The sequence below is a fragment of the Paenibacillus sp. BJ-4 genome (genome assembly GCF_020404765.1).
Taxonomy (GTDB): domain Bacteria; phylum Bacillota; class Bacilli; order Paenibacillales; family Paenibacillaceae; genus Paenibacillus.
Genome location: NZ_JAIVEM010000167.1, coordinates 66787 through 80572, shown reverse-complemented (window position 1 = coordinate 80572; position 13786 = coordinate 66787). Strand labels below are relative to the sequence as shown.

General features: G+C 38.7%; 12 protein-coding genes, 2 pseudogenes and 1 riboswitch. Of the genes and pseudogenes, 12 read left to right on the top strand and 2 right to left on the bottom strand.

Features of this window, described 5'->3' with window-relative positions; genetic code table 11:
* Positions 1-3: 3 nt before the first annotated feature.
* The 5 genes and pseudogenes from LCF57_RS25495 (at position 4) to LCF57_RS25475 (ending at position 4387) form a co-directional block, all read left to right on the top strand.
* Entirely contained in the window at positions 4-465 is a 462-nt protein-coding gene (locus LCF57_RS25495) for a nuclease (protein WP_226003156.1), read from the top strand.
* Positions 466-556: 91 nt separating this feature from the next.
* Positions 557-811 (top strand): hypothetical protein, encoded by a 255-nt coding sequence (locus tag LCF57_RS25490; protein WP_226003155.1) that lies wholly within the window; start codon positions 557-559, stop codon positions 809-811.
* An 8-nt stretch (positions 812-819) separates the two neighbouring features.
* Positions 820-992, top strand: a riboswitch (M-box (ykoK) riboswitch).
* Positions 993-1305: 313 nt separating this feature from the next.
* Positions 1306-1863, top strand: coding sequence for a DUF1003 domain-containing protein (locus tag LCF57_RS25485; RefSeq protein ID WP_226003154.1), 558 nt, complete (start codon positions 1306-1308; stop codon positions 1861-1863).
* Positions 1864-2671: 808 nt separating this feature from the next.
* Positions 2672-3096: pseudogene (locus LCF57_RS25480) on the top strand (sporulation protein).
* Between the two features lie 109 nt (positions 3097-3205).
* Positions 3206-4387, top strand: coding sequence for a fibronectin type III domain-containing protein (locus LCF57_RS25475; protein WP_226003153.1), 1182 nt, complete (start codon positions 3206-3208; stop codon positions 4385-4387).
* 73 nt (positions 4388-4460) lie between these two features.
* Here the strand turns inward: LCF57_RS25475 and LCF57_RS25470 are convergent, their stop codons facing one another.
* Positions 4461-5015, bottom strand: coding sequence for a hypothetical protein (locus tag LCF57_RS25470; protein ID WP_226003152.1), 555 nt, complete (start codon positions 5013-5015; stop codon positions 4461-4463).
* Between the two features lie 277 nt (positions 5016-5292).
* Here LCF57_RS25470 and LCF57_RS28395 point away from each other — a divergent pair, with 277 nt between their 5' ends.
* Positions 5293-5454, top strand: a complete 162-nt coding sequence (locus LCF57_RS28395) for a hypothetical protein (protein WP_413232231.1) — start codon at positions 5293-5295, stop codon at positions 5452-5454.
* 137 nt (positions 5455-5591) lie between these two features.
* Positions 5592-6851, top strand: a pseudogene (locus LCF57_RS25460) (IS1182 family transposase); the annotation flags it as partial.
* 165 nt (positions 6852-7016) lie between these two features.
* Here LCF57_RS25460 and cysK read toward each other — a convergent pair.
* Positions 7017-7958, bottom strand: coding sequence for a cysteine synthase A (gene cysK / locus LCF57_RS25455; RefSeq protein WP_226003151.1), 942 nt, complete (start codon positions 7956-7958; stop codon positions 7017-7019).
* A gap of 611 nt (positions 7959-8569) precedes the next feature.
* Between cysK and LCF57_RS25450 the strand changes: the two genes are divergently transcribed.
* The 5 genes from LCF57_RS25450 (at position 8570) to LCF57_RS25425 (ending at position 12409) form a co-directional block, all read left to right on the top strand.
* Positions 8570-9451 (top strand): glycosyltransferase family 2 protein, encoded by an 882-nt coding sequence (locus tag LCF57_RS25450; RefSeq protein ID WP_226003150.1) that lies wholly within the window; start codon positions 8570-8572, stop codon positions 9449-9451.
* Between the two features lie 816 nt (positions 9452-10267).
* Positions 10268-10771, top strand: a complete 504-nt coding sequence (locus tag LCF57_RS25440; RefSeq protein WP_226003149.1) for a hypothetical protein — start codon at positions 10268-10270, stop codon at positions 10769-10771.
* Positions 10772-11158: 387 nt separating this feature from the next.
* Positions 11159-11791 (top strand): hypothetical protein, encoded by a 633-nt coding sequence (locus tag LCF57_RS25435; RefSeq protein WP_226003148.1) that lies wholly within the window; start codon positions 11159-11161, stop codon positions 11789-11791.
* A gap of 125 nt (positions 11792-11916) precedes the next feature.
* Positions 11917-12276, top strand: coding sequence for an accessory gene regulator B family protein (locus tag LCF57_RS25430; protein WP_226003147.1), 360 nt, complete (start codon positions 11917-11919; stop codon positions 12274-12276).
* Entirely contained in the window at positions 12263-12409 is a 147-nt protein-coding gene (locus LCF57_RS25425) for a cyclic lactone autoinducer peptide (RefSeq protein WP_226003146.1), read from the top strand. The genes LCF57_RS25430 and LCF57_RS25425 overlap by 14 nt, the downstream gene beginning before the upstream one ends.
* Positions 12410-13786: the final 1377 nt, after the last annotated feature.

Genomic DNA, 13786 nt, shown 5'->3' with positions numbered 1-13786 from the left:
AATTTGAAGAGCATCAAAGGACTAATAGTAAGCGCAATATTGGCTGTGACTATGGGGTTAGTCGCCTATAACGGGATACCAGTCCCACAAGCTCACAAGGCTCCTGCGGCGTCTGAGCAATCGAAAACAGTGACAACGGGCGAAACAGTGCGATTGGAATTTCCGTCAGGAAAATACCCGGAAACAGCCCAACACATTAAAGAGGCTATAGCAGCCGGAATTCCTAATGTATGCACAATAGATCGTGGTGGTGTATTTAAAAACCGAGAAATATCATTAGAAACCGTGCCAGTCAAAAAGGGGTACAAGCGTGGTCAATGGTCGTTGGCAACTTGTACAGAAAGTAAAGTGGGAGCAGATGTAAGTTATATTAGCCCAAAGGATGATGAGGGGGCTAATTCGTGGATAGATCAGCATTTGGAAGATTACTCTGATGGGACCCGAGTGGAATTTATAATTAAATAGCAAATCCCCGCTTGCCTTAACTGGTCGCCGGGATTGTTTTGTTGAAGATTACCATACCGTTCACCGAAATATCTATCCTGAGGTGATCAGCATGAACCATACATATAAAGTGTTGAAGTCTGATATCGAGTTATTTGCAGCTGCATTAAGCCAAGTGAGAGTACATGTAGTACAGCCGTTGAGTGATTATATGGTGGAAGTTGTAGACTACCTGTTTGCCGCACCTGCGCCACAGCAACTTTTTATTTTGCATTATAAGGGGGAGTGGCAGCGTCGCTGTCATCAGGTGCAATATAGTAAATATATTTGGATTGACAGCACATTTGGACAGCAGTATGCTTGCTAGGGAAATATTGATGTCCTCGTTAGGTGAGGCTCCTATACGAACATAAGCCACTGCCCGGAAACATCGAAAGATGCCAATGGGTATAACAGGAATTGCCGGATTAAGGCTCTTCTTAATGTGGCTAAAGAACTTTGGTTCTTTTACGTCGTTTAGTGCCAAAGCTCAACTTGGGGGAATCGGATATTTGCATGCTTTTTATCTTGCATGCAGAACGACTCCCCTTCAATTGAGCTGAGGGGCGTTTTTATTTTAATGTGTTAGGCATTGTGACATGGTTCCAGTGTGATCAGTAAAATATGGAGCCAACAACATGATAATGGGAGAGGGGTTGAACCATTCTATGAGTAGTCGAAGTTCGTCTGAACCGGATCCAGAACCAGTGAGTCTATTGGCAGTCGGGTTAAAACTAGATACCGTAATTGAGTATGGTTGCAACTCCTCTCCTACGGGGGTAGTATTGGGCCTGACTGCCTTAAAACAAGGAGGCAGTCGACATGTCAAAAATGAATTTTTTTCAAAAAAAGCAGCAAAATAAAAGTACTACTCATATTCAAGGCTTTGATATTGAATTGAATCAGGAAAATACTCGTCGTATTGATCGGCTAGTCGATAGTTACGAAAATAGCATTCTTTCTCATTTAGATGAAGCGTACCAAAGAACGACAAGCTGGCAAGATCGTCTTGCGGATCGGATTGCATCATTCGGCGGTAGCTGGAGATTTATTACTTATTTCGCTATCTTTCTGACCATCTGGATACTCTTGAACAGCTTGCCGTTTACTCGCTTTCATTTCGATGAACCTCCATTTATCTTGTTGAACTTGTGTTTGTCCTTTATCGCAGCATTCCAGGCTCCGGTCATTATGATGAGTCAGAACCGCCAAGCTGCAAGGGATAAGCATGAATCGATCATTGACTTCGCGATCAACTACAAAGCTGAACAAGAGATTGACGATATGCAGAGCCACCTTCATCGGATCGAAGGTGAACTGATTGAGATTAAAAAACTCTTACTTGTTCTAAACAACCGAATGAATGAAGAACACAAATGACCCTTTGGATTATATGGAGGCTCCGTAGAAAAGTTATCGCCCGATATGATTAAGATTGCCGGAGTGTATTATATACGAAATCCGTTTGAATTTAGAGTAGATGTGAAAAAGGACTCCACTGGTATGTAACCAGTATGGAGTCCTTTGTTGTTTTTTTAGTTAAATACATGCTCATTTGAACGTGTATATCGTATTGTAGTTATACGGTCATTATGGATAGAATTGTTATGCCTTTCGAATTAATCAGGTTTGTAAATAGTACCTTGATAGTACGCCACGTATACATTATTTACTAGTGCAGTGTCATACAATGTTAACGATCCACCCCAACCAGTTCCGGGTTCTGTATAACCAATAGTAGTAGGGATTTTATCTCCTTTCTGATATTGACGCGTAATACCGGTTACATATTTCTGGGGAAGACCTTGTAGTGTAAATATAGACGATGTTTGACTATTCGTGGATATTTGATTATCAACGGGTGTTGAAGCAAACGCGGCTGACGAACTTCCTAACAAAGCTAATGACAAAAGGGAAGTGCCGACGATCTTATTCAACTTCGTTCAAAAACATCCTCTCGAATAATATTTGATTACTTATTCAATATATAGTATATATTGTTATTTTTAATGTGATATAAATCGCTTTTAATAAAAGAATTTATATTTGATTAGTGAGAATTAGGTTGACGTAAAGGATTCTGCTGAGTAACTGGCAAGTCTTTTTTTGTTTTGTGACAAGCTATGCGATACTTCGACATGACTCTCCAATTAGTATAGAGAAGATTTAAATACTATGGAGGTGTCGTATGATAAAAGGAATCGCAAGAGGATTAATTGTATTTTTACTGGCGGCTATCTTTTCCGTACAAGGTGTTTATGCAGAACCGACAGCAATCAGTCAACAAGCAGCTGGGTATACATTGGAGTTCCCAAGTTCACGTTACCCTGAAACCGGAGCACATATTAGGGATGCCTTGCAGCCGGACATTCTGCGGTATGTACGATTGACAGGGATGGGGCTGAGGAAAACAGGAAGGAGTCACCCAAGGGCTATCCAACTAAAAAAGGATATGATCGTGATGAGTGGCCAATGGTAATGTGTGCGGAAGGGAGCGCAGGTGCTGATATCAGATACATAACCCCTAGTGATAACCGAGGAGCAGGATCATGGGTAAGTCATCAGTTAGATAAATATGCTGATGGAATAAAGGTAAGATTCATAGTGAAATAAGGTGAGGCTCAAGCAGTGTAGAACTGTTATGAGCTTTTTTAAAACCAATAAAAATTAAATATGCAAAAATATAGAACATATTTATAGATTAGCAAGTTTATGTTTAGACATGATTCGAGGAATATATTACCTTAGTATCTGTTTAATAGATCGAATAGGGGGAATAAACTTTATAAAACAAAATTTAAAAACAAAAATCGGTATGCTGTTCGGAATGTTATTGTACATACTTATTGCCTTTTCACCAACACAAGTATCTGCTGCTTCGGTTGGGGAGGCTTTAACTACACCAGAAAAAGGTTGGATGCGTATTGATGATGCAGATATTAATGCCACTTATTCAAGCGGCTGGGGTGTATCAAGTTATGTAAGGCAAGGTTACAGTTTATATAAAGGTTCTGCTCATTATACTAGAGCCGAGGGAGCAAGTCTAAAATTTAATTTTTATGGAACAAAAATTCGTATTATAGATATTATCCAACAAAATAGAGCTTCTAATAACTCAATAACCATTGATGGAGTTACAGAAAAATATTCTGCTAATGGAGTGTCGGAAGTTAATCAAGCTATTGTTTTTGAAAAAATGAATCTGCCATTGGGATATCATACTGTAACTATTTCCAGCGGAGAATCCGGGTATTATTTACAAATAGATGCAATTGATATTGATGATAACGGTATATTTTTAAATATCAACACTCCAATGGATTTGAAAGCGAATCCGGGTGATAGTCTAGTAACACTAAATTGGAAGCCTGTTGATATTGCTGATAGTTATACAGTTAAATATGGAACAGAATCTGGAAAATACACGGAAACTGTAACGGCTGCAAAAGACGCTTTCGGTAACTTTGTTATTCCGAGTTTGACTAATGGAACAAGATACTATTTTGTTGTAAGTGCTACTGTTAAGGGTAAGGAATCTAGCGTTTCAAACGAAGCAATTGCAACGCCACAAGGTGGTAATCAACCTAATCCAGATCCAACGTCACCTGAGCCAGTATCACCTAATCCAACATCACCCGACATACCAACTACACCCCAAGAACCAGCAGGCAACCGTGCCATTCTGGTAGTCACCATGACAACAGGATTGGAGAAGGAATTTGATCTTAGCATGAAAGAGGTCAATGACTTCATTTCCTGGTATGAGGGCAAGCAGGCTGGTTCCGGATCGGCTTCATACGCCATAAATAAACACGATAACAATAAAGGCCCATTCAGCAGCCGTAAGGATTACATGCTGTATGATCGTATCCTGACGTTTGAAGTAAGCGAATACTCGAAGTAAAATGAAATACCCTGCTTATAGTGGCAGGGTATTTTTTGTGTGTTTAATTAAAATGATTGGCAGTTGATATAACTCAAGGTAATTGTCCAGTGCCTCTGTACTTACCATATTTAGCATCCCATTTGTATGTTGCAAGTGCTGAATCCCATCCACCTACAACTGGGCGGTAATTCTTCCAAAATTCTAAAATCTCACCATTTGGCTCTATACGAACTTCTAAATCACCCATAATAGATAGTTTTGCTTTCAATGTTCCATTTTCCAGTTTGTAGACATATAATTTCGTATTTGACGGATAATAATTATAAGTCACAGCTACATGTTTTTCATTTTTAGCGGGTGAAAATATTTGAATATTAGGTTCTTCAAAATCATCATCTGAATATATTTCATCCTGTATAAATACAATTATCCCTTTTGAGTTTATTAAATAAAGTTTTCCCGATTTCGTTAGAATAAAACTTTCGGTTTTCTTATCGGAATTGATATCTTCTGTTTTAATTAAAGCGATTTTTTCATTAGGGTACCTTTGATTAAACTGGGCTTTGGGATCGGAAGAAGCAAAAGCCCAGTTTGAAGATAATAGAAAAAAGGTAATGAAAATTAATTGGAAAATAGTGGTTCTCATAGTAATCTCCTCAATTTTAGATTGTTAGTTGATCAGCTTCGACAGAAAATTATGTTTTATAGTAGTCTATCAGACCTAGGAAAATTTTTCTATCTGAAATCTCTTGAACGGAACATTTGTTCGAATTATAATTTGTACATAACATTTCAGGAAGCGGATTCAGTTGGTAAAGAAGCTTGAGGGAACGGAATGTTCGAGAGTTCGCGGATCATCATTCCAGAGCACAAGGAAGCAAGCGCTTATAGGGTCCTACAACACACGTCAACCTGTAACACTGGTGGTTTTTAGCCCGTTCGATGACGAAGAACTCACAGGTGTAATCACGTCTACAAATACTGGTCGCAGGGAAGTAAAACTGTTTCGTGGCGAGGATGATTTTAGTTGGATCAAGTTGGAGGATATTATTTCTGCAAAGTACATAAAAAAGGCCCCCAGGTAACGGGGCCACTGAAAAAGTCCTTAAACCCAAAAGCGAGACAGTTCCTCATTTTTTGAGGCGATTGTCTCGTTTTTTCGTTATACTAAACGTATCCAAATAAAGGATGGTGGTACCGGTGCTTCCAACAGCAGCAAAGCATGATCTTAAGTCCATATGTTGAACTATACAATCTGTTGATTCCCAAGGACCACCTATTACGGAAAATGGACGAGTTGGTGGACTTTAGCTTTGTCTACCAGGAGCTAAACGAAAGCTACTGTCACGATAACGGACGCACAGCGGTAGATCCGATTTGGATGTTTAAATATTTGTTACTCAAATCCATCTTCGATTTGTCTGACGTCGATCTGGTCGAACGCTCGAAAACGGATTTGGCCTTCAAGTTTTTTCTACATATGGCTCCAGAGGAAGAGGTCATCGAGCCCAGCCTGTTGACCAAGTTCCGCAAATTGCGGCTCAAGGATATGAAGCTGCTCGATCTGCTGATTGGAAAAACCGAAGGTAATTATTCGCAGCAAAACCATTATTGTCGATGCTCCCCATACCAAAGCTCGCTATACTCAAAGGACACCGCAAGAGGTGCTCCGGGAACGTTCCAAAAAACTGAGAAAACCATATACACGCTGGATGAATCCTTGAAGAACGCTTTTCCAACCAAACCGGTCACGAATGGGATTGAGGATGAAATCCGCTATTGTGAGGAGCTTGTCGCCGCGATTGAACGGGATGAGCGTTTTGCCTTACTGCCCAAAGTGTCTGAACAGTTAAACCTGCTGAAAGAAACCATTGCCGATGACCTGGAGCATCTTCAAACTTCTGCGGACCCCGATGCCAAAGTGGGTCACAAAAGTACAGACTCCTCTTTTTTCGGGTACAAGACTCATATTGCGATGAGTGATGAGCGGATCATTACAGCCGCTACGATCACCACCGGCGAACAACCCGATGGCAAGCAGCTTCACGTCCTGATTGAAAAAAGCAAAGCCGCAGGCATGAAAGTGGAGACCGTCATTGGGGATACCGCTTACTCGGAAAAAGACAATCTGGCGTACATCGAACGAAATGAGATTGAACTCGTGTCGAATTTAAATCCATTGTTTACCCAAGGCAACCGGAAGAAAGAGGACGAGTTTGAGTTTAACAAGGATGCGGGCCTGTACGTGTGTAAGGCTGGGCATCTGGCAACGCGCCGGGCGAGGCAAGGAAAGAAAGGCCAAGGGGAAAACCAGACCGACACCTATTATTTTGACGTCGAGAAATGCAAACGCTGCCCGCTCCGGGAAGGTTGTTACAAGGAAGGCGGGAAAAGCAAGACCTATTCAGTCAGCATAAAAAGTCAGGAGCATCTGGCACAGGCCGCGTTTCAGGAAAGTGAGGCCTTTAAAGCCAAGGCCAAAGTACCTACTCTTTCTTCGCCAGCGGTCCATTTTTTGCGCAAAAATGGACCGCTGGCGAAGAAAAGAACAATTCAGATTAGGTTAATGAAATAATTCTATGGGGTTCCAGCTTGTCGATGCTGGATAATTAACAAAATAGGCAGGGGAATCCCTGCCTTTGGCGTGTTATAATTCTACTTCTGAGAAAAGCGGAGTGGACAAGTAACGCTCGCCTGTATCAGGTAATACGACCACGATTGTCTTACCTTTGTTTTCCGGAAGCTTCGCAATTTGTGTTGCTGCATAAACCGCAGCCCCAGAAGAAATGCCAACAAGCAGCCCTTCTGTTTTGGCAAGCAGGCGCGCAGTATCAAACGCATCTTCGTTTTTAACTTTGAAAATTTCATCCACATATTCTTCATTAAAGTTATCTGGAATGAAACCGGCACCGAGTCCCTGGAGTCGATGTGAACCTGGAGTACCGCCAGAAAGCACTGGTGAATCGAACGGTTCAACAGCTATCACTTTTACAGAAGGGTTGCGTTCCTTTAATACTTGGCCAACCCCTGAAATAGTTCCACCTGTGCCTACACCCGCGATAAAAATATCTACACTGCCGTCTGTATCCTGCCAGATTTCCTCCGCCGTAGTTTTACGGTGAATTTCTGGATTGGCAGGATTGTTGAATTGCTGTGGTATGAAAGAGTTTGGCGTTTGGGCAGCCAAGAGTTCAGCACGCTTGATAGCGCCTCTCATTCCCTCGGCGCCCGGCGTTAACACAAGCTCAGCACCATAGGCAGTCAAAAGCTTGCGACGTTCGATACTAAACGTTTCAGGAAGTGTAATTATAAGTTTATATCCAAGAGCCGCGGCTACGAATGCAAGTCCGATCCCGGTATTGCCACTGGTCGGCTCAATAATAACGGAGTCTTTATTGATTAAGCCTTTCTCCTCGGCGTCTTTTATCAAAGCATATCCAATACGGTCCTTAACACTACCAGCCGGATTAAAGTACTCCAATTTGGCTACCACGTTTGCCTCAATATTTTGGATTTGGCTGTAGTTCAACAGTGCTAACAAAGGAGTGTTCCCAATTAAATCTGTTAGTTTTTGGTAAATCCTAGTCAAATTTATCCCTCCAAACAATTAATTCGTATCTACTTACTCTGATATAGATATTATCACGAATTTTTCCACATAACCATGTCCTGTTTGTAATGTATAAGGAGGGAGGAGTTGGAGGATGTAACAACCTCTTATACAATGCGTCCCCCGATACGTGAAAAGCAATGATATAATAAGAACATACGTTCCGGTTGAGTACTCCGTATGCATTATATTAATGAATGACATAGTCGTGCATAAACAGAACACAGATTCACCAATGGGAACATGATCAATATCTGACGCTGTATTAAAATGTGAAATCCCTTGACGCTCTAAGCGTTGAGGGATTTTTGTTTTGAGGATAGTAGATCTAAAGGTTATTTGTGTTGCAATAACCAAAGAAAGTCCCTTTTTTTAACCAATCTGAAATGCTTGACAAACAAAAGTGGAAATTTCATTGTCGGTTCTACAAGTCTTTTTAGTAGGACCTTTTTTACCGAGGAGCCGTGTCGAAATGTATTCCAATACATACACTTAGAACATGAAGAAGAACAGTATTAAAAAAATAGGAAAGTTCGTTTTGCGTAATCTAATATATATGTTTTAAAAATGTAGAATGGGGGAGATTTTTTGTGCCACGAGCTTCAGTTATACTGCCAGTTTATAATAATGCGGCTTTTGTTTTGGACGCAATACACAGTATTTTAGTTCAAACCTATTCGGATTTTGAGTTAATTATTATTGATGATGGCTCGACAGATGGTTCTGACTTTCTTATTTCACAAATATCAGACCCCAGGGTGATTAAAATCTTCCATTGTACTAATCAAGGGGTGATAGCTACTTTAAACGAAGGATTAAATAAGGCAACTGGCGAATACATCCTTCGTATGGATAGCGATGATATTTCTACGCCAGATCGACTGGACGTTCAAATATCATTTATGGATCAAAATCCGTTAATTGATGTATGCGGTGCTGCTTTTACTACTTCTAGTGGAGGAGTAATGAAGGTGAATCCGGCCAGTCATGACGAAATTAAAACATGGTTGTTATTTCATTGTTGTATGTGCCATCCTGCTATAATAATACGTAATAGCATGATCCATCGGCTAGGCATTCAATATGATAGTAATTATCCCCATGCCGAAGACTATGAGCTGTGGAACCGATTAGCTTCTCAGGTACAAATGGCGAACCTCCCCATAAACTTATTGTATTATCGTCAACATAATGGACAAGTGTCCAATCAGCATAAAGCAATACAGGACGCCACCGCTCGGAGAATTCGACAAAGACAGTTTAGCCAGATGGGCTTGGAATTGTCAGATGAAGAGAATCAGATTATGCTGGATATTCTTGAGTTTAAAATTAATCCCTACGATTATAATAGTTACGTTAAAGCTGCAGGGTTTGCAAACTGGGTGCTGAGCCAAAACAGTAAGTATTTGGTTTACAATCAGGAGCTATTAAACATGGCTTTTTCACGGTGCATATCCCATCTTCCATATTAACAAAGAGATCAGCAACCGACCCGAAATGGGTGACACCCTACTGGCTATGCCGGTGGGTGTTTTTTGCGTTTAGGAAGACGGACATTGAAGGATTAATTTAACAATTCAAACAAAATACTCCATCAAATATTGACTGAGTCTTTTGTTTGAATTGTTACAAGTACTTGTTTTTATGATGGAAAAGCGTTTCGGGATCTGCAGAACCGCCATCACCAAGCCAACGATTAGGACCTGCTAAAGAGAAAGTTTTCCGATCCCAGTTATTTTGATATTAGCGATTTTTCAACCTGGTTTATATCTAGACCCGTCAGTTCTAATAGTAATTTTTCTGATGTCGCCAAGGTTGCTGGTGCTAATTCTTGTTGTATCAGAATTTCCTTATTCAAAGCTTCCGTTGAGTGTAGCGGTAGCATAATCTCCATTAGCACCATACAGAGTTATAGAAATATTTGAATCTGTTCCAGCGTCTTTAAGATTGGCTGTATTAACAGTAGCAACGTATTCACATTAGCAGAAGGTGTAATAGACTCTATGCTTCATGAGCTTTGTATTCTATCTGTATGTGTCGGGTATTCTTATTTTTAATGAACTACGGAATGTTATAAATAATTATAGAAGGATTTTTTGTGTTGAGCAGGAATGAACAACCAGGGTGATCGTCATGAACCATACATATAAGATTTTACAAAATCACCCAAACCGTTGTACACTTTTAACAACACATACGGAAACACTATTGTGCCATTCGAAAGCATCGGAAGCACAAGATAGCATACTTTAGTGGGGTAGTTTTCTATTTAGGGGGAGTACGCACCAATGAAGCCAAATGTTAAAAATTTATATGTTGTGACTGAAAAATTTGAGCAATTTGGCATTAGTTATGCTTTAGGTGGAAGTGGCTTATTATATAGTTTGGGGTTAACAACCTCGGTTTCTGACTGGGACGTAATGACTGAAGCAACTAAAGATAGTGTTATGAATGCCTTGCAGAACTACGAAGTAGAAGAAACAATAAGTGGGGATTACCCTTATGGTACTGAGTATAAGCTATTAGTGCATAATAAAAATCCCAAAGTTGAAATAATAGGTAGGTTGGCGATACATACCAACAAAGGTCTTTGCAGAATGCCATCTATTTCAGTTTCTGAATGGAATGGCATTCAAGTTGCTAGTCCTGAAGTATGGTATGTTGCATATGCACTAATGAATAGAAAGGAGAAGGCGGACTTACTGCTTTCTTTTTTGAAGGGAAAAGGGGCAAATAAAGAAACTATTAAAATACTAATGAATGAACCACTCTCTGATGAGATCATTAAATAAATCGAATGTCTTAACCAAGAATAATCGTTGAAGCTATTATAAAATGATAAATAAAAGCTCTGCTAACCTTAAGTGGTCGATAGAGTTTTTTTCGTTATTATTCTACATTTCAAAATCATTTTATAGTTAGAATTTTATGACGAGATATTTTTACCTGTTTATTCTAATGCTGATTCCTCGAGTTTTCTTTCCTTTGCTAATTTTTGATCACTAGACAAGAGGTAAAGCAGGGTTAAATAAGGGATATTATATCGGCAAGCAAAAAAATCATCTAACAGACAAACAATTTATCCCAGATATAAATAATATTTGGATTGTCACGCATTGATAACAAATGTAGTATTAAAAGTGTGTTTGTTACCAATTATTATGAAGGGGATATGTGTTATGTGGGAGCCTATTAGGTTCTTGCTATTTTCTAGTGTCGAAACATTTGCGGCATTTGTATTAATGCTCACTGTTTTTAGAATCCGAGCTTTAGATTATGTCTGGCCTGCCTTGTTTATTGGCCTGATCATGAATTTGCAGAGTCTAGTGTTGAGAGAAGAGATATCGTTGTCTTTTTTTGCCCCGACCATAAACATTATATTGTTCACATTATTGATTACTACTGTTGTAAGGATGCCAATTATTTGGGCAGCTATTATATCCATGACAGGTACGTTTTTGTATACGTTATTCCAGGCAGTAATTATAGTGATGCTCTTTGGCACATTAACAACAGAAATGCAGAGCTCAGCGGAGGGCTCGTTGGCGCAAGCAGTAACCAGTGCATGGGTGTTAGCTGTTTCGTGGTTTCTATATAAATTTAAAATAGGATTTAAAGCTAATTATGAAAACCTGCGCTTTAGGTGGGAGCATACACTTGTGGTTGTCTTAATAATTGGTCTGCTAGCAGCTTGTACATTTATGTTTTACTTCAACGATTTCTTACTGAGTATTTTATTTATAGCACTAGCATCTGCTATGTTTTTATATTATGCGTTTAAAACGGAGCGTGATTATTATAAAAAGCCTTGACTCCATCGCTCTTGATATTGCAACACATATAAAAACTGTTGTCCCGGATCATCCATCCTCTATAAATGTTTTAAAATATGGAATAGCAGTGGTGATTAATACAGCCTCTATCATTTTTTTAACTATTGGTATTTCTTTTTTTACAGGAAGAGTGCAGGAAACTGTTAGGAGGAATACATTTAAAGAGTAGTGCGGTGTGTATCGTTGTGTCTACAAGTTTACTTACCGCCTTATCTTTCGCGAATTTTAATTATAATTGGATCGTTGTTACGTCGATATTAAGTATTATACTAGTCTTATTTTATGCGCCGTCTCGTATAGAGGGAAGAACTCGTATACCAAAACGGTATTACCCTTTGCTAAAATGTATTGGAGTTACTTTGGTTGCACTTAATTTGTGGATGGCTTTTCCAGTGGTGGCTGCTAGTTTTTTTGCTCAAAGCTTAACACTAATAGGAGGAGGTGTGAAAAATGAAAAAAAATAAGTTAAGTAAATTGAAAATTGGTATGTATTATAATGCCGCAGTTCTACTAACTTCGCTAGCAGTTGCTTCTGTGAGTACAGCAAGTCTAACATGGATTCACAGTCCAGAGCCACCAGAAGAATTGTTAAATTAAGTGGGGTATGATTAACTGGACGCAAGAGACCGTGTGATACGAAGGAATACTTTATGGATTATTAAAACCCCGGATTTTTTTCCGGAGTTATTTGATGTTAATTATAAATAAGTACTATACTGGCTAATAGCTGAGATGAGTTACCGAATATTTACTTAATTCAAAGCGAGCCTTTTATTGCTGACGACTAATAAGGTAACTGGCCTACAGGATGTACCGTTTCTATATTGATAAGCATAAATATTTTAAAAATATTCCAATCTGATTATGTCTAACCTCACACGTACGGAAGCACCGTTGCATCTAGTGACAATAAGATCTCAGCAATAATATAGGCCCATTCAGCAACCGAAAGGATTATATGTTCTATGACCATATCTTTACATTTGGGTAAGTGAATATGCTAAAATTGAAAAGGCTCTGCTAATCTATATAGGGCACCAGAGCTTTTTTGTTCAGTTATTTCTATAGCATTTTTTGAAGTATTCGATAAAATCCTCTACACATGCTAGATAAGCCGTTACCTTTTTCATCGTAAACCCTATAAGTGTGTTTTCTGCTCATTTACAATGTAAAACTTCGCTTCTTTGTAATCCTTGCTGAGATATTATTCATCATCTTTATTTGAAGTATTTATTGTTGTTTTCTCCCAAAAAATACACTTTCAGTATTACTAAAATGCGGTTTTTTGTAAATAAAAAAAATTTACCTTACACAAGTACAAAAATTACCAGTTTACTAGGTTATTTCATTGCCACATCTATTAGTAAAATATACAATAACAACAGAACGAACGCGAGGATGGTGTACCTTTTGTTATCTGCTTTATTATATATTTTACTCGGCATATTCGATGCTTTAGCGATGCTGGTTCTAATTTTGAAATTGTATAGAATGCCGCTTCTAAAATATAAGTATAGAATACTATTATTTGTTGTTTGTATATCAATAATTTCGTATGTGATAAGAGTTGTATTGCAAACACCTAAGTTAGATTTACCGCTTCAGTATGTATTCTTTTTTCTGTTTTTGAGATTCGGGATCCGCTTAAAATTACACTCGGGAGCATTTATTTCTGGCACGGGTATTTCTGCTTACATTACTATTCAACTTATATTATTTTATCTTCTAAATTTAGTTTTTAATATCGACCACAATGTTCTTAATGAAAATACTGGCGGATCGGTGTATGTCATTCAAATTATCTCAATCCTTTCGGCTTATTTGATTGCCGGTCTATTGAAAATTTACAAAGGTGGATTCTCATTTATCTCATATCCGCCTCATGATTTTAAGTTACAAGAAAACTATGGAACTAAAACAAACAAAATGTTACTCTCGGGGTCGATTCTCTCTTTTATTACTATAATTCTTATG